Raw genomic sequence first — 20,560 nt, 5'->3', positions numbered from 1 at the left:
GGGTTGAGTAGTCCGTTTCACCTTGCAAGGGGTGTCCGGCGTGCTGGAAGGAAAGTGATATGAGCAAGGTCAGCGGTAGCAACGGCGGTGACTCCAAGAATACCCTATACTGCTCCTTCTGCGGAAAGAGCCAGCACGAGGTCCGCAAGCTGATTGCTGGACCGACAGTGTTCATCTGCGATGAATGCGTCGAACTCTGCATGGACATCATCCGCGAAGAGAACAAGACATCGATGGTCAAGTCCCGCGATGGCGTTCCGACGCCTCAGGAGATCATCAAGGTTCTCGACGAATACGTCATTGGCCAGCAACAGGCCAAGCGCATCCTGTCGGTTGCCGTCCACAATCACTACAAGCGTCTGGCGCATTCCGCTAAGGGAAGCGACATCGAGCTTGCAAAGTCGAACATCATGCTCGTCGGACCGACCGGCTGCGGCAAGACCTATCTTGCGCAGACGCTCGCCCGTATCATCGACGTGCCGTTCACTATGGCGGATGCCACGACGCTCACCGAAGCCGGTTATGTCGGCGAAGACGTCGAGAACATCATCCTGAAGCTCCTGCAGTCGGCGGACTATAACGTCGAGCGTGCGCAGCGCGGCATCGTCTATATCGACGAAGTCGACAAGATCTCGCGCAAGTCCGACAATCCGTCGATCACCCGCGATGTTTCGGGCGAGGGCGTGCAGCAGGCACTGCTGAAGATCATGGAAGGCACGGTCGCATCCGTTCCTCCGCAGGGTGGCCGCAAGCATCCGCAGCAGGAGTTCCTGCAGGTTGATACGACCAACATCCTGTTCATCTGCGGCGGCGCGTTTGCCGGTCTCGACAAGATCATTTCGGCGCGCGGCGAAAAGACCTCGATCGGCTTCGGCGCTTCGGTGAAGTCTCCGGAAGATCGTCGCGTCGGCGAAGTCCTGCGCGAACTGGAGCCGGAAGATCTGGTAAAATTCGGTCTCATCCCTGAATTCATCGGCCGTCTGCCAGTCCTGGCGACGCTCGAGGATCTCGATGAGCCGGCCCTGATCCAGATCCTGTCGGAACCGAAGAACGCACTGATCAAGCAGTACCAGCGCCTGTTCGAGATGGAAGACGTTGAACTGACGTTCCACGAGGATGCGCTGCGCGAAATCGCCAAGCGTGCCATCATCCGCAAGACCGGTGCTCGCGGCCTGCGTTCGATCATGGAAAAGATCCTGCTCGACACGATGTTCGAATTGCCGACGCTGGAAGGCGTTCGCGAAGTTGTCATCTCCGACGAGGTGGTCAAGGGTTCGGCCCGTCCGCTCTACATCTACTCGGAACGTTCCGAGGAAAAGGCCAACGTTTCGGCTTGATCGGATCGGTATCTTTCAAAGAGGCCCGCCATGTGCGGGCCTTTTTTATGCGAAAATATGCTGAAAGGCTTGGTCCGTGCCTGCCGGGCAGGGCGCGCATAAGCAATAAGTGCAGGTCTGCCCTGCATATTTTGCGGATATCCAGCTGCAGAAAGCTTGATCGCTGGAGGTAGCCGCTGAATGAAAATTCGAGAGAATCAGCGATTGCTAAAAGCGGTCAACAACGCGATTATGTAACGATTCTGTGTCGATGTGTCCCGGCACGAAGCGTGTGCGTTAACTCCCGCGGCAAGGCTCGCAACAGTCAGATGCCGTTTACTATCCGGCTACGCTGCCTCCCAGATCGGTAGTCGGCAAAGGGTTGAAAACAGACGTCACACACTCCACCTGACAGTGGAAAGAATGAGGACCGGAAGCGCCCTTGAACGCTTCGGGTAACGGGCCCGGAAACGGGACGGAAAGGAAATGACATGACGAGCAAAACGTCTCCGGCAATCGAGAGCGCGACCTATCCGGTGCTGCCGCTGCGCGACATCGTGGTGTTCCCGCACATGATCGTGCCGCTGTTTGTTGGCCGTGAAAAGTCGATCCGCGCGCTGGAAGAAGTCATGGGCACCGACAAGCAGATCATGCTTGCCACCCAGATCAATGCCAGCGACGATGATCCGGAACCGGCTGCGATCTATCAGATCGGCACCATTGCCAATGTGCTGCAGCTCCTGAAGCTGCCCGACGGGACCGTCAAGGTTCTGGTCGAAGGTCGCGCGCGCGCCGAGATCGACGGCTATACCGGCCGCGAAGAATTTTATGAAGCAATGGCACATCCGCTTTCCGAGCCGGAAGAAGATCCGATCGAGGTCGAAGCGCTGAGCCGTTCCGTGGTGTCGGAATTCGAGAGCTATGTGAAGCTCAACAAGAAGATTTCCCCGGAAGTCGTCGGCGCCGCCAGCCAGATCGAAGATTATTCGAAGTTGGCCGATACTGTTGCATCGCATCTCTCCATCAAGATCGTCGAAAAGCAGGAAATGCTTGAGACGACCAGCGTCAAGCTGCGCCTTGAAAAGGCGCTCGGCTTCATGGAAGGCGAAATCTCGGTTTTGCAGGTCGAGAAGCGCATCCGCTCGCGCGTCAAGCGCCAGATGGAAAAGACCCAGCGCGAATATTACCTGAACGAACAGATGAAGGCGATCCAGAAGGAACTCGGCGACGGCGAGGAAGGCCGCGACGAGATGGCCGAGCTGGAAGACCGCATCACCAAGACCAAGCTCTCCAAGGAAGCCCGTGAAAAGGCCGACGCGGAAGTCAAGAAGCTGCGCCAGATGAGCCCGATGTCGGCGGAAGCCACCGTCGTGCGCAACTATCTGGATTGGCTGCTCGGCATTCCGTGGAGCAAAAAGTCCAAGGTCAAGACCGATCTCAACCACGCCGAAAAGGTGCTGGAGCTGGATCACTTCGGCCTCGACAAGGTCAAGGAACGGATCATCGAGTATCTGGCGGTCCAGGCGCGTTCGCAGAAGATCAAGGGGCCGATCCTGTGCCTCGTCGGTCCTCCAGGCGTCGGCAAGACCTCGCTTGCCAAGTCGATCGCCAAGGCGACCGGCCGCGAATATATCCGCATGGCACTCGGCGGCGTCCGTGACGAAGCCGAAATCCGCGGTCACCGCCGCACTTATATCGGTTCGATGCCCGGCAAGGTCATCCAGTCGATGAAGAAGGCAAAGAAGTCCAACCCGCTCTTCCTGCTCGATGAAATCGACAAGATGGGCCAGGATTTCCGCGGCGACCCGTCATCGGCTCTCCTGGAGGTTTTGGATCCAGAACAGAACTCGACGTTCATGGACCACTATCTGGAGGTCGAATACGATCTCTCGAACGTGATGTTCATCACCACGGCAAACACGCTTAACATCCCTGCACCGTTGATGGACCGCATGGAAGTGATCCGGATTGCCGGCTACACGGAAGAAGAAAAGCTGGAAATTGCCAAGCGGCACCTTTTGCCGAAGGCGATTGCCGACCACGCGCTTCAGCCGAAGGAGTTCTCGATCACCGACGGTGCCTTGTCGGCGATCATCCAGACCTACACCCGCGAAGCCGGTGTGCGTAGCCTTGAGCGCGAGCTGATGAAGGTTGCCCGCAAGGCCGTCACGGAAATCCTGAAGGGTCGCACCGACAAGGTTGAAGTGACTGCCGAGAACATCAACGACTATCTTGGTGTTCCACGCTATCGCCACGGCGAAGCCGAACGCACCGACCAGGTCGGTGTCGTCACTGGTCTCGCCTGGACGGAAGTTGGTGGTGAGCTTCTGACGATCGAAGGCGTCATGATGCCCGGCAAGGGCCGCATGACGGTGACCGGTAACCTGCGCGACGTGATGAAGGAATCGATTTCGGCTGCGGCATCCTATGTCCGCTCGCGTGCGATCGACTTCGGCATCGAGCCGCCACTGTTCGACAAGAGCGATATCCATGTGCACGTGCCGGAAGGCGCGACGCCGAAGGACGGTCCGTCCGCCGGTGTGGCCATGGCAACCGCGATCGTGTCGATCATGACCGGTATTGCCGTCAACAAGGATGTGGCGATGACGGGTGAAATCACCCTGCGCGGCCGTGTCCTGCCGATCGGTGGCCTGAAAGAAAAGCTGCTCGCAGCCCTTCGCGGTGGCATCAAGAAGGTGCTGATCCCGGAAGAAAACGCCAAGGATCTGGCGGATATTCCGGACAACGTGAAGAACAATATGGAGATCGTTCCGGTCTCGCATATTGGCGAGGTTCTGCAGCACGCTCTGTTGCGGGTTCCGGTGGCAATCGAATGGGATCCTGCCAAGCAGGCCGTGCCGATTGCGGCAGCCGATCCGGCCGATGATGCCGGCGCGTCGATTGCCCACTAACGCGCCGTGCGTCTTTATGGACGCACAAAGAACGCACTAGACTTTGTCTCTACGCACCGGCCCGAAAATCATTCCGATTTTCGGGCCGGTGTCGTTTGGACTTGACTTGAGTTCGAACTGGTGCCTGCCGCAGGTTGTGCACTGATTTGGAACGGAAACAGTGGAAGACCGGCATTTTTGCCGGTCTTTTTTATGTAAAACCTCCCGCAAAGCCTTGCATTCCATGGGATTCGGAGCGATTGGGTTTGCCAAGGCGGGGGTCGCGCGTATGCTGCTCCCGGCTTGAAAATTGAGTCGTTTCGAACCAGTATTGAAAGGGGTGGAAACATGAACAAGAATGAGCTCGTGTCCGCAGTTGCCGAGAAGGCCGGACTCTCGAAGACAGATGCATCTTCTGCAGTTGATGCAATCTTCGACGTTATCCAGGCAGAACTGAAGAACGGCGGCGACGTTCGCCTCGTTGGCTTCGGCAACTTTTCGGTCAGCCGCCGCGAAGCATCTAAGGGTCGTAACCCGTCCACCGGCGCAGAAGTCGATATCCCTGCCCGTAACGTGCCGAAGTTCTCGGCCGGTAAGGGTCTCAAGGACGCCGTGAACTAAGTTTCATGTTTCGTCTGCAGCACCGTGGCGAAGACGCCAACGGTTCGATAGCAGGTTGATTTGAGGCCCGGGTTTTCCCGGGCCTCTTTTCGTTTGAGTCTATGGCTTTTGTCTCTCGCCTTGCTGTTGTCTAATATACGCTGGCTGTCATGCGGGTGTTACACTGCGCGATCAAAACCCCTCCGTATTCATTGATCAGGAGGGACATCCCGTGAAGACATTTTCGCTCACCGCAGCACTCGCTGCCGTGCTCGCTGCTTCGACCGTGTCGGCCGTCAGCGCAGAACCCGTATTTAATCGTATTGCCTCGTTCGCCGTCGCCGACAATCTGCCTGAGGGCACTGACAAGAACTCCGTGACCTCGGCTGAAATTGTCGCCGCCAGCGAGGACGGCAATACGCTCGTCTATTCCGACAGCCCGAACAAGGCGATCGGTTTCATTGACATTACCGATGCAAAGGCCCCGAAGGCCGGTGGTTCCGTTGCTTTCGACGGCGAGCCAACCTCGGTCACTTTCGCTGCCGGCAAGGCGCTCGTGGCGATCAACACCCGCGAAAGCTTCGTCAAGCCGTCGGGCATGCTTGCTCAGGTCGATCTCGCTTCAAAGGCCATCGACACGACATGCGACCTCGGCGGCCAGCCTGATTCGATCGCCCTCAACAAGGACAAGACCCTCGCTGCGATCGCCATCGAGAACGAGCGTGATGAAGAGGTCAACGACGGTGCCATCCCGCAGATGCCGGCTGGTGATCTGGTCCTCCTTTCGCTCAAGGACGGCGTTGTCGATTGCGGTTCGATCAAGCACGTCACGCTGACCGGACTTGCCGACGTTGCTGGTGATGATCCGGAACCGGAGTTCGTTTCCTTCAACAGCCTCGATGAGGTTGCAGTTACCCTTCAGGAAAACAACTATGTCGTCATCGTCGACGGCAAGACCGGCGCCGTGAAGTCGCACTTCTCGGCCGGTACTGTCAGCCTCGAAGGCATCGATACCAAGAAGGACGGCGCGCTGAAGTTCACCGGCGAGATGAAGGATGTCGCCCGCGAGCCTGACGCTGTTAAGTGGCTGGACGACAACCGTCTCGTCGTCGCCAATGAAGGCGACTGGAAGGGCGGCGCACGCGGCTTCACCATCTTCGACAAGACCGGCAAGGTTCTTTACGAAAACGGTGCTGCTTTCGAGCGCGAGATCGCCAAGATCGGCCACTACCCGGACAAGCGCAACAAGAAGGGTGTCGAACCGGAAGGCCTGGAAGCAGCCAAGTTCGGTGATGACAACCTGTTCTTCGTGCTTGCCGAGCGCGCGTCTATCGTCGGCGTGTTCAAGGACACCGGTGCCGAGCCTGAGCTTCTTCAGCTCCTGCCCTCGGGTATCGCTCCGGAAGGCGCCGTTGCCATTCCAAGCCGCAACCTGTTCGTCACTGCCAACGAAGCCGACCTCGTGGAAGACGGCGGCGGTCGCTCGCACGTCATGATCTATGAACGTGCGGAAGGCGTACCCGCCTATCCGCAGATCGTCTCCACCGAGAAGGACGGCGAACTGATCGGCTTTGGCGCGCTTTCGGGTCTCGCTCCTGTCAAGGACAAGCCGGGCATGCTCTATGCGGTCAACGATTCGTTCTACGCGTCGCAGCCGACGATCTTCACGATCGACGCTACCGCAAAGCCTGCGAAGATCGTCGATGCCCTGCGCATCACGCGCAATGGCGCCGCGGCCCAGAAGCTCGACAGTGAAGGCCTGACGCCAGACGGTGAGGGCGGCTTCTGGCTCGCCAATGAAGGTGACGCCGACAAGCTCTATAGCCACGCGATCATCCACGTGAACAAGAAGGGCGAGATCGAAAAGGAAATCGCCATTCCCGCCGAGCTGCGTGCCGGTGAGAAGCGCTTCGGCTTTGAAGGCATCACCAGCGTCGGCAAAGGCGACGACATGATGCTGTGGATGGCCGTTCAGCGCGAATGGGGCGACGACGAGAAGGGTTTTGTGAAGCTCGTCTCCTACAAGCCGTCGTCCAAAGAATGGGGCGCCGTGCGCTACCCGCTCGAAAAGACGGAAAGTGGCTGGGTTGGCTTGTCCGAAATCACGGCCTATGGCGACTACGCCTATATCATCGAGCGTGACAACCTGATCGGTCAGGCTGCCAAGCTGAAGAAGCTCTACCGCGTAGCATTGGCCGACCTGAAGCCGGCCAAGCTGGGTGGCGCACTGCCCGTGGTCAAAAAGGAAGAGGTCCGTGACCTCATTCCCGACCTCAAGGCACTGAACGGCTACGTCATCGACAAGGTTGAAGGCTTCACCGTCGATGCGGCCGGCAATGGCTTCGTCGTCACCGACAATGATGGCGTTGACGACTCGTCGGGCGAAACCTTGTTCTTCTCGATCGGTACGATGAACGCGATGTAAGCGCTTCTCTACTGGTAACGGAAAAGGCCGGAACATGATGTTCCGGCCTTTTTTAATTTAACCTGATAAGACCGGCGAAAGGCACGCTACTGAGCGGCCGTTTCGTTCGCCCCTTCGGCTTCCTTGCGCTTGCGGATTTCATCCGCCTTGGCCACCAGACGGCTGACGATATCGTGCATCTGGTCGAGCTGCTGATCGTCGAGTGCAGAGAAGATTTCCTCGATCAGCTGCTTTCGCGGGTGTTCGGCTGCTTCGAGAACGACGCGGCCGACATCGGTGATCGAGACGATCTTGGCCCGGCGGTCTTCTGGATCGGGCTTGCGTACGACAAGCTTATCGCGCTCCAGCCCGTCGATGGCTTCCGTCACCGTCCGTGGTGCAAAATTCAGCGCCCCGGCGATATCGGTCGACCGACAGGGGCCAAGCTTGCTCAGGAAAAACAGGAACTTGCTGCGCGCCAGCGACACGCCTTCCTCCGTCATCGATTCGTTGATGAGGCGGTGGACGCGATGGTAAAGCTCAAAGAGCTTGTCGGAGACTTCGAATGTGGATTTCATGATGTTTCATATGGATATTATGAGGGGCCATGTCAAATGACGGTATTGTTGACGGTGTAGTCAAGTCTAATTCGGGACCCTTGCGCCAAGGTCCCGCATCTCCCCAATAATGTTGCTGTGCTGAAAGGGCTGAATAGACCCGTTGGCAGGGCACGCGCGGCATTGACGCAAGGCCGGACGGCAGGCCATGGTCGGCTATGCCATTTCGCTTCGTTCATACCGCCGACCTTCATCTCGATTCACCCTTGCGCAGTCTTGCGTTGAAAAATCCGGAACTTGCCGAGCTGGTGCGCGGCGCGACCCGGACCGCACTCGCCAGGATCGTCGACCTGTGTCTGTCAGAGAGTGTCGATGCCCTGCTGATTGTGGGCGACCTCTACGATGGGTCGCAGACCTCGATGAACACGGCGCTCTATCTGTCGAGCGAGTTGCGCCGGTTGGAGACGGCCGGGATCGGCGTATTCCTCATCCGTGGCAATCACGATTCGCAGTCGGCAATGACCCGCGAGCTGACATTCCCGGCCAATGTGCATGTGTTTTCGGGCCGGGCGAAGCCGGTGCTTGCCAAGTCTCTCGGCGATGGGCGGGACGTCCATATCCACGGTATCAGCTTTGCCAATCCGCATGCGCCCGAGAGCCTGTTGCCATCCTTCCAGCCGCCGGTCGCCGATGCTGTAAATATCGGCATGCTGCACACCAGCCTGGCCGGAACACCAGGGCATGATCCCTATGCGCCGACCAGCGTGGCCGAGCTTGCACGGCACGGTTTCGACTATTGGGCTCTCGGTCATGTTCACATGCGCCAGGTTCACTCCGAGGCACCGTTGATCGTCATGCCCGGCATGCCACAGGGCCGCGATATCAACGAGGCTGGGCCAAAGACGGTGACACTGGTCACTGTCGGCGACGACGGGTCGCTCGGATACCGGGAGCATCAGATAGGACAGGCGGTGTTCGAGCGTGTTACCATCGATCTGAGCGGAGCGCAGGACTGGCGCCAAATGCTGGAGAGGGTGGGCGAAACGCTGTCGTCGCTGCGAAGTGAGGCGGGTGCCGACCATCTCATTCTCCGAATCGCGCTGACAGGTCTAACGCCGCTCGCGTGGAAACTTCGCCGCGATCCCGATTTCCTGCTGGCCGAAATCACCAATCTTGCCGCAGGCCTCACCGGGTGCTGGGTCGAGAAGATCGATATCGATTGCCGGGGCATGGATGCGGGGATAGCCTTGACCGGCCCCGATCCTGTGGAAGAACTGGCCAGCCTGATCCGCACCGATGTGCTGGCGTCCCACGCCTTTCGCCAGGAAGCGGGTGTCGTGCTCGATGAACTGTTACTGCAGCTGCCGCGCGAATTGCGTGAAAGTCTGGCAGGTGATGAGCAGGCAGCCGGGGATTTGGCCGAGGCCATGGCGCTGGCCGGTAGCGATGATGTCCTCGCCTATCTGCATGGCGCGGAGGTTGACCGCTGATGCGCCTTAACCGTCTCGATCTGCTTCGCTATGGAAAATTCACCGGACGCAGCCTCGATTTTGGCGAGGCTCGCCCAGGGCAAGCGGATTTTCATCTTGTCTACGGCCCGAACGAAGCTGGAAAATCGACGCTGTTTTCCGCTTTCCTCGATCTGCTGTTCGGCATCGAGCGGCTGAGCGGCTACGGCTTCCTGCATCCCTACGCGACGATGCGTGTTGGTGGTGTCATCGAGACCGGCGGCAGGGTGCATGCGGTTTCGCGTGTCAAACGCAATCAGAACTCGCTTCTCGGCCCCGACGACCAGCCCCTGCCGGACAATCTGTTTTCGGCGGCACTCGGTTCGATCGACCGGGCAACCTACCAGATGATGTTCTCGCTCGATGATGACAGCATCGAAAAAGGTGGCGAAAGCATCCTGAAGAGTGAAGGCGAACTCGGTGCCCTGTTGTTTTCGGCCAGCTCCGGCCTGCCGGACAGCAGTGCCATCCTGTCCGGCCTGAAGGCTCAGGCTGATGCCTTCTACAAGCCGCAGGGCCGCAAACATAAGCTGGCGGAATTGAAGGCTGAGCTTGAGGCGCTGAAGGACGAAAAAGCCGCTATCGATATCAATGCCCGCGAATTTGCCGGTCTGCGCAAGGTGCGTGACGTGGCTGCCGAGCGACATGACGTTGCCGTGAGGGCGCGGGCGGAGCTGCGCGTTTCTCTCGATCATGCCCGTGACCGCATCGAGGCGCTGCCTCTTCTGGCGCGATTGCGCGGTTTGCGCTCCGAGCTTGCCGGTTTCGCGGATCTGCCGGAACCACCGGCCGCCTGGCATACTCTTTTGTCGCAATTGCAGCGCGAGGAAACCGAAATCGATGCCCGCCTGGCCCAGTTGGACGGCGACATTGACCGGAGAGCCGCAGAAATCGCTGGTATCGAGCGGGATGAAGCGGTGCTGGCACTGGCCGCCGATATCCGCGATCTTGAGAGTTCCGGTCTCGAAGCGCGCCACAGGACGGCGACCAGCGATATGCCGAATCGCCTCGACGAGCGCGCCAAGATCGTCGCCGACATTGCTGTCCGCGTTGGCCGCCTTGACCGGGCTGACGTGCCTGACGCCGCCACGCTCATTCTGCCAGCCGCCGTCACCGGCCGCCTGCAGGATCTGGCGCAAAAACATGCGGCTCTGAGCGAGCGGTTGATTGCTGCCCACAGGGAAAAGACGCTTGCCGAGACGGAAAATGCTGAGGCAATTAGGGGGCAGGTGGCACTTGCTTCGGAAGGCTCACCGCTTGCCGCCGATTCGGCGCCACTGACCGATCTGCTGCGAATGCTGCGCCAGAACGATTGCCTGCTGCGGCAACAGACGGCCAACCGTCAGATTGCCACGCTGGAAGACCTCCTGGCCGACAAACTTGCAACGCTGTTGCCCGCGCAACTGGATGCGGACACCCTGGCAGCCATTTTTATCCCCGAAGAAACCGATCTCGCTGAATGGACGGCGCGGCGGACAACCTTGAGCGAACAGCTGAAGCGGCTCGATGAGCGGATCGCCGAAGAAACGGCGTTGACGGCGGCTGACGAGGCGAAGCTTCTGGAGCTGACGCGGACGGGAGGCTTTGCCGCTGATGATGCCGCCTTGGCGCTGCGGCAGGAGCGTGACCGCGCCTGGCAGGCGCATGCGGGGCAATTGGACGGCGACAGCGTGCGTGCTTTCGAAACGGTGCTGAAGAGAGACGATGAGGCGACGGCGCTCAGGCTGGCGCGGTCGCAGGACCTTGCGCAGGCAAGGGGGCTTTCGCTGTCGATCGCGGAGCGGAACGGCAAGCTTTCGGCATTTCGCCAGCAGCATGAAGCAACGCATGCCGGGCTTGCGGCGCTACGTTTGGAAATATCGACGGCTGCGATTGCCTGCGGAATGCCCGAGGATACCAAGCTGAATCAGCTGGTGGCATGGCTTGCGCGACGGCTGGCAGCTCTGGAGGTTCGTAACCAGCTCCGCGCAGCGCGGCAGGATGCGCGGCTTGCCGTGGCGGATGAAACCAAGGCGATGGATCGTCTGACACGGGCGCTGGAGGCCAGCGGTGTGTCAAAGGGCATGCCCGTGAGGCTTGAGGATGCCATCGCGTTTGCCGAGCGCATCATCGCCGATCTGCAGTCAGCCCATCGAACGCATGCCACGGCTGCGGAAGCGGTTGAGCGGGCCGGGGCGGTCCTGCGCACGCGGACGGCTGCGTGGTCGTCAGCCGATGCGGAAATGGCAGAGTGGGTTGCGCTCTGGCAGGAATCCGTTGGCGCCACCTGGCTCGCTGAAGCGACAGCGCCTTTGTCGCCGCAGGAGATCGTGCCTGTCCTGACCATCCTTCAGGATCTGGACAAGCTCATCCAGCGCAAGGCGGATCTCGATCACCGAATCGATGGTATGCGAAAGGACCAGCTGGCCCTCGCAGCCATTGTCCAGACGCTCTCAGGTCAGCTTGCCATCGCAGCATCCGACGAACCCCTTCTTGCCATTCAGATGATTCGCGACCGGCTGGCCGGTGCCGAGCGGCAGGACGTGCTGTTTCGGCGCCTTTCAGACGAGAATGATGCACGCACCGCCGAACGACGCGTGTTGGGCGAATCGCAGGAACGCCACGATGCGCAGAAGCGCGGCATGCTGGATCTGTTCGAAAGCAGCTCGTTGCTGGAGGTTGGTGCGCATCTGGAAACGGTCAAGGCGCGGCAGCGTCTGCGCGAACGGATTGCCGAGGCTGAAGCCGATCTGGCAGCCCGGCTCGGCGTTGGCCGCGCCGACGAGGCGGAAATGCTGCTGAGCGCCGTCGATACGGACGGACTGCGCCTGGAAATGGCTGCCCTGCAGTCCCGGCTGGAACAGGCCGACCGGGACGGGGCTGAATTGCATGCGGAACGACGCGATGCCGAAAAAGCACTGGCCGCCATCGGTGGCGGTGATGCAGCGGCGCATATCGAGGAAAAGCGCCGCACGGTGCTTGCGGAGATCGAGGAGCGGGCAACGACCTATCTGCGGCTGCGCATGGGCATCCTTGCCGGTGAAACGGCGCTCAGGCTGTATCGCGAGCGTCATCGCAGCGCCATGATGCGCCGCGCGTCCACGGCCTTCAGCGTCATCAGCGGCGGTGATTACGAGGGACTGACGACACAGGCCGAGAAGGGCGAGGAGTTCCTGATCGCCAACGCAGCCGGTGGCGGATCGAAACTGGCGCGGGATTTGTCCAAGGGCACGCGCTTCCAGCTCTATCTGGCGCTGCGCATGGCCGGTTATCACGAGATTGCCGCAACGCGCGAATCGCTGCCGTTCATCGCTGACGACATCATGGAAACCTTCGATGATGGACGCGCAGAGCACGCCTTCTCGCTGATGGCCGATATGGCCGGGGTTGGACAGGTGATCTATCTGACCCACCACCAGCATCTCTGCGACATCGCCCGCAAGGCCTGCCCGGACGTGACGATCCATACGCTGTGATCGTTGCGATGGCAGGTTGGGCCTGAGCTGGGATGCCCCTGCCGGACAGGCAGGGGGAGACATCAGGCTGAAAGACGCTATGTCCATCATTCAGCATGCCCGCTGCGTTGGCGGCAAACACAAGGGAGCCTATCGCCATGGAGATTAAAGCCTGTGGATCACGTCCGTCGGTTCGGCCGCCGGCAGACTATTTTACCGGCAGTGTCCGGCAGGACCCGATACACGACGCGCCCGAACCGGCTCGTATCCGCTGTGTGTCGGTCACCTTCGAGGCGGGTGCCCGCACGGCCTGGCACACCCATCCGCTTGGCCAGACGCTGATCGTCACTGCTGGCAGCGGCCTTGCCCAGGCCTGGGGCGAACCGGTTCGCGAAATCAGGGCAGGGGACACCATCTGGTTCCCACCGGGCGAAAAACACTGGCACGGTGCTACAGCCACGACAGGCATGACCCACATCGCCATCCAGGAGGCACTTGACGGCAAGGCTGTCGACTGGATGGAGCTGGTGAGCGACGAGCAATATCAGACGAAATGAGTTCCGGCAGCAGCGAGCTGCGGCAGGGATACGTGATTCTTGCCGTTTCCGCGTTGCAATGGGCGGCTGAACACCGCTATTTGACGATAAGGATTTACGGTCTCGGCGGCATTTGCCCACAGACTGCCGCTTAAGGGTTTTGCCGATGAACAATTTTCATGTTGGACAAAAGGTCGTCTGTATCGACGACAAGTTCAAGAACGTCTCGATCGATCAGGGCATCCGCAAAGGGCAGATTTATACGATCCGCTGGGTCGGCCCCTACAGCCATTACATCGACGGCGAATTCATCGGCGTGAAACTTGCGGAAATCGACAGGGGCAATGACGATGGTCCGGAGGGATATGGCGCCGCCGATATGCCTTTTCGCGCAACGCGCTTTCGCCCGTTGTTGAAAGACCGGTTGTCGGCTCTGAAAAACCTTTTGGCACCGACCCCGAAGGGCGAAAAGCCCTATACGCCGGATGCCCCGGAAGAGCCCAAGCGCAAGGCGCCGGTTCGGAAAAAGGAAGAAGTCTAGTCTATACGCATGAAACCCGTCCGCTGATGCGGGCGGGTTTAACAATGAGGCGCTTTAGTTTGGGTCGACTATCTGCTGCCTGCGCACCAGCCGCAATGAGCGATCAGGCTCGATAATATATGTTTCCTCGGCACGTTTGCCGTATTGATCATCCAGCTGGTGATGCACGACGCTGCCGACGGGGGCCTTGGTCAGCTTGGTCGCCGGTTGGCCGCCATAGGTGATGCTGCCGGGGATCGGGCTTATTTCCGGTATTGCGTTACAGGCGGTTAGACCTGCAGCGAGTATCGCTGCCAGAATTGCTGTCCTCATGTGATATTTCCCTCTCAACGCCCTGATCGCCGGTCCCGGCCTGCCATTCTATGGAGGCTGGCTGTTTCGCTCGCAAACAGATGGCAATGCATTGGCTCTATCGCAAGAGCCCTCAATGCCGCTGTTTAAGGAAGCGTGCAAAAACACTTGAGAAGGTAATTTAGAAGCAGATTTTACAGGAAAAAGAAAATGGTGGGCGATGACGGACTCGAACCGCCGACATCCTCGGTGTAAACGAGGCGCTCTACCAACTGAGCTAATCGCCCTTCGCGAAGCAGAAGCAATGTCTGCCGCGTCGGTGGCCGTGATCTATGCGTATCGGCAGAAAACCGCAAGAGCGGAATGGAAGATTTTTTTGATTTTTTTGCAAAGTCCCATGAATGCTGGCCGCCGCCTGTAAATCGGATGTGGAAAACTCTCAGGTCCACGATGGGCAGCAAAGGGGAGGGCTGAAGAGACAAAATATGATGGAAGAGGAGAGGGTTCGCCAAGTCACCTGGATTTTTGAGGACGCTTTTTCATGCCTGTGGAAACAATTCGATGGCTGTCACTGTTTTGTCTCCAAACCTGCTTGACACCCAAAGACGAACCTCGTAGTTAGCCGCTCATCGAAACGGCAAGCCGGTTCGAGCGGATGCAAAAACATCCGGACGACTTGAAATGAAATGCGCGGGTGTAGCTCAGTTGGTTAGAGTGCCGGCCTGTCACGCCGGAGGTCGCGGGTTCGAGCCCCGTCACTCGCGCCATTTCAAGAATAGCAGTTTCTGCTTATGTCCGGGTACTTTGTAACATAATGCGCGGGTGTAGCTCAGTTGGTTAGAGTGCCGGCCTGTCACGCCGGAGGTCGCGGGTTCGAGCCCCGTCACTCGCGCCATTTTCCGCTAAGATTTCAAATGCAAGTGTGATTTGAAAGCCGACGGGACCTTTGGTCCCGGTCGGTTCTTGCCGTCTTCTGGGTGTCATGCGTCAATCAAGGGGCTTTGATGCCTGCCGCATCAGGCGTGCATGATTCTCTCGATCAGATAACTCGAGGTTCCCGACTCATCGCGCAGCTCGCATGCGCCAGCGTCCTCCGTCTGACTGCAGACGAAGCGCACTGTTGCCTCATCCAGCCCGAAGGTCAAAGAGAGCATGTCATGCAGGCCTGCCGCCGTCAGTGGTGTGGATTCGCCGGTGCGTTCTCTCTCGCACAGCTGGCTGATCCGCACGGTGTGCGGCGTGCATGTGGCGGCCTGCCCAGCGCGCCATGTGTCGCGTTCGAGGATATCCGGTGTGTGCCGCAATGCTGGTGGTCTCATCCCCGCAAAGAGGGGAGAGCGATGATGCGCAATCTTTTTCACGGCACACAGACCTTCCTCTGTTCCGTTGCAGGCAATTGCCAAAACGCTTGTATCTGTGGCGGCCGATATCCGGCGGTCATTCACATGTGTTGACGGTCAACTTGTGAGATGCTGATGGAGCGCGGCTTTACATAGATATGCGCTTCGATCGCTGCTGCGATGAGATCCTGACGGACAAGTTCGGGTGGTTGTTTTCCGCGGAAGGAATCGAGGCAGGTCATAACCGCCAGCTTGTAACTGGGGCCGCGTTTCTTCGGCCATTTGTTGAGCAAGAGATCCGCTGCCTCCAGCGAGCTGGAGACGGTGATCACGTCTTGGCGGTCGTTCAGTTCGAGTGAAACACTTTCATGCCAGGGAATATCATCCATGAGCTCTCCCTCTATTAGCAGAACATTACCCAATGAAGCTTGCGCGAGGATTGCGCTTATCCGCCAGGGTTGCACATCGCGCTGAAGACAGCCTTTGGTGTTTCGCTCTTGGTCTCGGGTTTTTCGGACACAACGGCATGTGTGCATCGCTACCCATGCAAAAGGCGGATAGGGGCCATGCAGTCTTGTTGCAGCTCCCGCCGGTATGCCGGGTGCGCCGCCGTGTCGCTCTTCCGGGTTTTTCGCAGCCGGATTTAAATCGATTTTAGCCAGCGCGACCATATGTCCCCGGCGTTGCCGCGCAAGGGCTTGGCGGCCTGTCTTGCATGGGGCGGCCGGGATTCCGCGATATTTGCGCCTGCCTGCTGGAGATGGTAGCTTTTGGCGGGTCTTCATTCCCGCCACACAAGGGGGTGAAAACCGTTCTGAAGGCTTGCACAGCGGCGCTGGCTGCGCTAACCACTTTGGCGTTGCAACATATTTTTCGGCCTGTGAGCCTTTGTTTTGCGCTTCTCCAGCGCGCCTCGCAGGCAGGGACGGATACAATGACAGACCTTCTCGGCTCCTACATTCCGATCGCGATTTTCATCGGTATTTCGCTGGTTATCGGCATCGCGCTGCTGATCGCGCCGTTCGCCGTCGCCCACAAGGCGCCTGACGACGAAAAGCTTTCGGCCTATGAGTGCGGCTTCAACGCATTCGACGACGCCCGCATGAAATTCGACATCCGATTCTACCTCGTGTCGATTCTCTTCATCATCTTCGACCTCGAAGTGGCGTTCCTGTTTCCTTGGGCCGTGTCGTTCAAGGACATGGGCTGGTTCGGCTTCTTCTCGATGATGTCGTTCCTCGGCGTGCTGACTATCGGCTTTATCTATGAATGGAAGAAGGGAGCGCTGGAATGGAACTGACATCCAGCACGACGCTCGTTGCGCCTAAGCCGAAGGGGATCGTCGATCCCTCGACTGGCCAGCTTATCGGCAGCAATGACAAGTATTTCGGCGAGATCAACAATGAGCTCGCCGACAAGGGGTTTCTGGTCACCTCGACCGACGAGCTGATCAACTGGGCCCGTACCGGCTCGCTGATGTGGATGACCTTTGGTCTGGCCTGCTGCGCCGTCGAAATGATGCAGATGTCGATGCCGCGTTACGACGCCGAGCGTTTCGGCTTTGCACCGCGCGCCTCACCGCGCCAGTCCGACGTGATGATCGTTGCTGGCACGCTGACCAACAAGATGGCTCCGGCTCTGCGGAAGGTCTATGACCAGATGCCCGAGCCGCGCTACGTCATCTCGATGGGATCCTGCGCCAATGGCGGCGGTTACTATCACTATTCTTATTCGGTGGTGCGCGGCTGTGACCGCGTTGTGCCGGTCGATATCTATGTGCCAGGCTGTCCTCCCACGGCAGAAGCGCTCCTCTACGGTGTGCTGCTGCTGCAGAAGAAGATCCGCCGCACAGGCACGATCGAACGGTAAGGGCAGGGGACCTGAACATGAGTGAAGCCCTGAACGGACTTGCTACTTATATCCGCGAAACACGCGGCGCTTTGATTTCGGATGCCGTCATCAGCTATGGCGAACTAACGCTGATGTCCACAGCGGACAATCTGATTGCGCTGCTGACATTCCTGCGGGATGACGCCCGCTGCGGCTTCATCAACTTTACGGATATTTGCGGCGTCGACTGGCCGCAGCGTCCGGATCGTTTCGATGTCGTCTATCATATGCTGTCGCCGAAGCAGAACCTGCGCATCCGCATTAAGATCGCGACCGGCGAAGATCAGCCGGTGCCGTCAGCCTGCGCCGTCTATCCAGGCGCCGACTGGTTCGAGCGGGAAGCCTACGACATGTATGGCATCCTCTTTACCGGCCATCCGGACCTGCGCCGCATCCTGACCGACTATGGTTTTGAAGGCTATCCGCTGCGCAAGGACTTCCCCACGACCGGTTTCGTCGAAGTTCGCTACAATGACGAAGTCAAGCGTGTCGTCTACGAGCCCGTCGAACTGAAGCAGGAATTCCGAAACTTCGACTTCATGTCGCCCTGGGAAGGAACGGACTACGTTCTGCCTGGCGACGAGAAGGCAAAGCAGTAAGAACAAGGAAGGCCGGCACCTACGCTTATCGTGAAGGTGTTTCGGCTCGGAGCAAGCGGCATGAACGAACATAACGTCCGGAATTTTAACATCAATTTCGGCCCGCAGCATCCGGCGGCGCACGGCGTGTTGCGTCTTGTGCTGGAGCTCGACGGCGAAATCGTCGAACGCGTCGATCCGCATATCGGCCTGTTGCATCGCGGTACTGAAAAGCTGATCGAGACCAAGACCTATTTGCAGGCCGTGCCCTATTTTGACCGGCTGGATTACGTCGCGCCGATGAACCAGGAGCATGCCTTTGCGCTGGCTGTCGAAAGACTGACCGCGACCGAGGTGCCGATCCGCGGCCAGCTGATCCGCGTTCTCTATTCGGAAATCGGCCGTATCCTGTCGCATCTTCTCAACGTTACGACGCAGGCCATGGACGTCGGCGCGCTGACGCCGCCGCTCTGGGGCTTTGAAGAGCGCGAAAAGCTGATGGTGTTTTATGAGCGGGCCTGCGGCGCGCGCATGCACTCGGCCTATTTCCGTCCGGGCGGCGTCCACCAGGACCTGCCCCACGAACTGGTCGAAGACATAGGCAAGTGGATCGATCCGTTCCTGAAGACCGTTGACGATATCGACGAATTGCTCACCGGCAACCGTATCTTCAAGCAGCGAAACGTGGATATCGGCGTCGTGACGCTGGACGATGCCTGGGCCTGGGGTTTCTCCGGTGTGATGGTTCGTGGCTCGGGTGCGCCTTGGGATCTGCGCAAGTCACAGCCCTATGAATGCTATGCCGACATGGATTTCGATATCCCGATCGGCAAGAACGGCGACTGCTTCGACCGTTACCTGATCCGCATGATCGAAATGCGTGAGTCCGCAAAGATCATGCGCCAGTGCGTCAATCGCTTGCTGGGCGACGCCAAGGTCGGTCCGGTCTCGTCGCTCGACGGCAAGATCGTGCCGCCGAAGCGCGGTGAGATGAAGCGCTCGATGGAAGCCTTGATCCACCATTTCAAGCTCTATACCGAAGGCTATCACGTGCCGGAGGGCGAGGTTTACGCGGCTGTCGAAGCGCCGAAGGGCGAGTTCGGCGTCTATCTGATCTCCGACGGCACCAACAAGCCGTATCGCTGCAAGATCCGCGCGCCGGGCTACGCCCATCTTCAGGCCATGGATTATATCTGTCGCGGCCACCAGCTGGCGGACGTTTCCGCTATTCTCGGCTCGCTTGATATCGTGTTCGGCGAGGTTGATCGTTGATGCGCAGGGTGGCCCTGACATTTTTGGCCTCGATGCTTGCTGCGGCTCCTGCTTTTGCGCAGGAAACCGCCCCGAAGTCCGATGAACCTGCGATGAGCGGTTCGTCCGGCAGCGGCATGGGCAGGCTTCTGAGCCAGGGTTATGAGATCAGGGCCGCAGTGCCGAACGGCACGCGCTACATCGTATTTTTGCAAAAAGACCAGTCAGCCTATGCCTGCGAATTCGTCACCCTGACGACATCGCGGTGCGGTTCGATTAACTGATAAGGTGCGGGAAGAATGTCCGTTCGTCGACTAGCCGAAGAAAATGTCCAGCCAGCGGCCTTTGCGTTCAGCAAGGATAACGCCGTATGGGCCAAGGCCACCATCAAGAAATATCCGAAGGGCCGCGAGCAATCGGCGGTCATTCCGCTGTTGATGCGCGCGCAGGAGCAGGATGGCTGGGTCACCAAGGCGGCGATCGAAAGCATCGCCGACATGCTGACCATGCCGTATATCCGCGCCCTTGAGGTCGCGACCTTCTACACCCAGTTCCAATTGAAGCCGGTCGGCACGCGCGCCCACGTTCAGGTCTGCGGCACGACGCCGTGCATGCTGCGTGGCTCGGAAGAGCTGATCAGTCTTTGCAAGAAACGCATTCATCCCAATCCGCTGACGCCGAACGAAGCAGGCACGCTGTCCTGGGAAGAAGTCGAGTGTCAGGGGACCTGCGTCAACGCGCCGATGGTGATGATCTTCAAGGATACCTATGAAGACCTCACGGTTCCGCAGCTGGAATACATCATCGACCGTTTCGACGCAGGCAAGGGTGCCGACGTCAAGCCGGGTCCGCAGATCGACCGTATCTTCTCGGCCCCAGTCGGTGGCCTCAGCACATTGACGACCCCGGAAAAGAAGCCAACCGCTCCGCGCGCCAAGAAGGTCAGCGATGACGCAGCCGTCAGCGTACCGCCATCGAACGCTGCGCGTGCCAAGACCGATACTCCGGAAACCGATCCGACCTTGAAGACGCCGGTGACGGCAAAGTCCGAATCCGCTGCAAACGACAAGGTTTCCGGCGAGACCAAGGCTGAAGGCGGCGCCAAGCCAGCCGCTTCGGCGGCCAAGCCGTCGCTCGAGGACAAGAACCGTCCCGCAGGCATTGCAAAGCCGGATGCACTGGATGACCTGAAGCTGATCTCCGGCGTTGGCCCGAAGATCGAAATCACCCTGCACGAACTCGGCATCTTCACCTTCACGCAGGTTGCGGGCTGGAAGAAGGCCGAGCGCGAGTGGGTGGACGGCTATCTGAATTTCAAAGGCCGCATCGAACGCGACGATTGGGTCAAGCAAGCCAAGGCGCTGGCCAAGGGCGGCGAAGCCGAATACATCAAAGTTTTCGGCAAGAAGCCGCGATAAGTTAG

The 20,560-nt window shown here is 59.1% G+C and carries 18 protein-coding genes and 3 tRNA genes; 16 read left to right on the top strand and 5 right to left on the bottom strand.

Features of this window, described 5'->3' with window-relative positions; all coding sequences use genetic code 11:
• The first annotated feature begins 59 nt into the window (after positions 1 to 59).
• The 4 genes from clpX (at position 60) to R6X40_RS27220 (ending at position 7,232) form a co-directional block, all read left to right on the top strand.
• Entirely contained in the window at positions 60 to 1,337 is a 1,278-nt protein-coding gene (clpX, locus tag R6X40_RS27235) for an ATP-dependent Clp protease ATP-binding subunit ClpX (RefSeq protein ID WP_068953387.1), read from the top strand.
• 470 nt (positions 1,338 to 1,807) lie between these two features.
• A complete protein-coding gene (gene lon / locus R6X40_RS27230; protein WP_318417803.1) occupies positions 1,808 to 4,228 on the top strand; it encodes an endopeptidase La in 2,421 nt (806 codons plus the stop codon).
• Positions 4,229 to 4,555: 327 nt separating this feature from the next.
• The gene (gene hupB / locus R6X40_RS27225) at positions 4,556 to 4,828 is read left to right on the top strand and encodes a DNA-binding protein HupB (protein ID WP_037107702.1); all 273 of its coding nucleotides are present in this window, start codon (positions 4,556 to 4,558) and stop codon (positions 4,826 to 4,828) included.
• Between the two features lie 211 nt (positions 4,829 to 5,039).
• The gene (locus tag R6X40_RS27220) at positions 5,040 to 7,232 is read left to right on the top strand and encodes an esterase-like activity of phytase family protein (RefSeq protein ID WP_318417802.1); all 2,193 of its coding nucleotides are present in this window, start codon (positions 5,040 to 5,042) and stop codon (positions 7,230 to 7,232) included.
• 86 nt (positions 7,233 to 7,318) lie between these two features.
• Here the strand turns inward: R6X40_RS27220 and R6X40_RS27215 are convergent, their stop codons facing one another.
• Positions 7,319 to 7,789, bottom strand: a complete 471-nt coding sequence (locus R6X40_RS27215; protein ID WP_318417800.1) for a MarR family winged helix-turn-helix transcriptional regulator — start codon at positions 7,787 to 7,789, stop codon at positions 7,319 to 7,321.
• A 197-nt stretch (positions 7,790 to 7,986) separates the two neighbouring features.
• On the opposite strand from R6X40_RS27215, the gene R6X40_RS27210 reads away from it, so the two are divergent.
• From R6X40_RS27210 to R6X40_RS27195, 4 genes are all read left to right on the top strand, one after another.
• Complete coding sequence (locus tag R6X40_RS27210; RefSeq protein ID WP_318417798.1) at positions 7,987 to 9,258, top strand: exonuclease SbcCD subunit D; 1,272 nt, start codon at positions 7,987 to 7,989, stop codon at positions 9,256 to 9,258.
• A complete protein-coding gene (locus tag R6X40_RS27205) occupies positions 9,258 to 12,731 on the top strand; it encodes an ATP-binding protein (RefSeq protein ID WP_318417796.1) in 3,474 nt (1,157 codons plus the stop codon). The genes R6X40_RS27210 and R6X40_RS27205 overlap by 1 nt, the downstream gene beginning before the upstream one ends.
• Positions 12,732 to 12,868: 137 nt before the next feature.
• Positions 12,869 to 13,267 carry a cupin domain-containing protein gene (locus R6X40_RS27200; RefSeq protein ID WP_318417795.1) on the top strand — a complete coding sequence of 133 codons (399 nt, stop codon included), beginning with the start codon at positions 12,869 to 12,871 and terminating at the stop codon, positions 13,265 to 13,267.
• Between the two features lie 145 nt (positions 13,268 to 13,412).
• On the top strand, positions 13,413 to 13,787 hold the full coding sequence (locus R6X40_RS27195; protein ID WP_318417793.1) for a CAP-Gly domain protein: 375 nt from the start codon (positions 13,413 to 13,415) through the stop codon (positions 13,785 to 13,787).
• A 54-nt stretch (positions 13,788 to 13,841) separates the two neighbouring features.
• Here R6X40_RS27195 and R6X40_RS27190 read toward each other — a convergent pair whose 3' ends face one another.
• Together R6X40_RS27190 and R6X40_RS27185 are read right to left on the bottom strand one after the other, a co-directional pair.
• On the bottom strand, positions 13,842 to 14,099 hold the full coding sequence (locus R6X40_RS27190) for a hypothetical protein (protein ID WP_318417792.1): 258 nt from the start codon (positions 14,097 to 14,099) through the stop codon (positions 13,842 to 13,844).
• A gap of 190 nt (positions 14,100 to 14,289) precedes the next feature.
• Positions 14,290 to 14,365, bottom strand: a tRNA-Val gene (locus R6X40_RS27185).
• Between the two features lie 403 nt (positions 14,366 to 14,768).
• On the opposite strand from R6X40_RS27185, the gene R6X40_RS27180 reads away from it, so the two are divergent.
• Both R6X40_RS27180 and R6X40_RS27175 read left to right on the top strand, forming a co-directional pair.
• A tRNA-Asp gene (locus R6X40_RS27180) sits at positions 14,769 to 14,845 on the top strand.
• Between the two features lie 51 nt (positions 14,846 to 14,896).
• Positions 14,897 to 14,973 (top strand) — tRNA-Asp (locus R6X40_RS27175).
• 121 nt (positions 14,974 to 15,094) lie between these two features.
• Here R6X40_RS27175 and R6X40_RS27170 read toward each other — a convergent pair.
• Positions 15,095 to 15,439 carry a hypothetical protein gene (locus R6X40_RS27170; RefSeq protein WP_318417790.1) on the bottom strand — a complete coding sequence of 115 codons (345 nt, stop codon included), beginning with the start codon at positions 15,437 to 15,439 and terminating at the stop codon, positions 15,095 to 15,097.
• A gap of 80 nt (positions 15,440 to 15,519) precedes the next feature.
• Complete coding sequence (locus R6X40_RS27165; RefSeq protein ID WP_318417789.1) at positions 15,520 to 15,807, bottom strand: DUF982 domain-containing protein; 288 nt, start codon at positions 15,805 to 15,807, stop codon at positions 15,520 to 15,522.
• A gap of 545 nt (positions 15,808 to 16,352) precedes the next feature.
• On the opposite strand from R6X40_RS27165, the gene R6X40_RS27160 reads away from it, so the two are divergent.
• From R6X40_RS27160 to R6X40_RS27135, 6 genes are read left to right on the top strand one after another with little or no spacing between them, the layout of a single operon-like run.
• Positions 16,353 to 16,718 (top strand): NADH-quinone oxidoreductase subunit A, encoded by a 366-nt coding sequence (locus tag R6X40_RS27160; protein WP_318417787.1) that lies wholly within the window; start codon positions 16,353 to 16,355, stop codon positions 16,716 to 16,718.
• Complete coding sequence (locus R6X40_RS27155) at positions 16,709 to 17,287, top strand: NuoB/complex I 20 kDa subunit family protein (RefSeq protein ID WP_037107732.1); 579 nt, start codon at positions 16,709 to 16,711, stop codon at positions 17,285 to 17,287. Before R6X40_RS27160 ends, R6X40_RS27155 begins: the two co-directional genes overlap by 10 nt.
• A 17-nt stretch (positions 17,288 to 17,304) precedes the next feature.
• Positions 17,305 to 17,907 carry an NADH-quinone oxidoreductase subunit C gene (locus R6X40_RS27150; protein WP_318417785.1) on the top strand — a complete coding sequence of 201 codons (603 nt, stop codon included), beginning with the start codon at positions 17,305 to 17,307 and terminating at the stop codon, positions 17,905 to 17,907.
• A gap of 60 nt (positions 17,908 to 17,967) precedes the next feature.
• Positions 17,968 to 19,158, top strand: a complete 1,191-nt coding sequence (locus R6X40_RS27145) for an NADH-quinone oxidoreductase subunit D (RefSeq protein WP_318417784.1) — start codon at positions 17,968 to 17,970, stop codon at positions 19,156 to 19,158.
• Positions 19,158 to 19,421: a hypothetical protein gene (locus tag R6X40_RS27140; protein ID WP_318417782.1), complete on the top strand. Its 264-nt coding sequence runs from the start codon at positions 19,158 to 19,160 to the stop codon at positions 19,419 to 19,421. The genes R6X40_RS27145 and R6X40_RS27140 overlap by 1 nt, the downstream gene beginning before the upstream one ends.
• A gap of 15 nt (positions 19,422 to 19,436) precedes the next feature.
• On the top strand, positions 19,437 to 20,555 hold the full coding sequence (locus R6X40_RS27135; RefSeq protein ID WP_318417780.1) for an NADH-quinone oxidoreductase subunit E: 1,119 nt from the start codon (positions 19,437 to 19,439) through the stop codon (positions 20,553 to 20,555).
• Positions 20,556 to 20,560: the final 5 nt, after the last annotated feature.

This window comes from Rhizobium sp. PL01 (assembly GCF_033447125.1).
Classification (GTDB): domain Bacteria; phylum Pseudomonadota; class Alphaproteobacteria; order Rhizobiales; family Rhizobiaceae; genus Pararhizobium.
The sequence above is the reverse complement of the archived record's forward strand: the minus strand, read 5'-3'. Positions and strand labels throughout refer to the sequence as shown.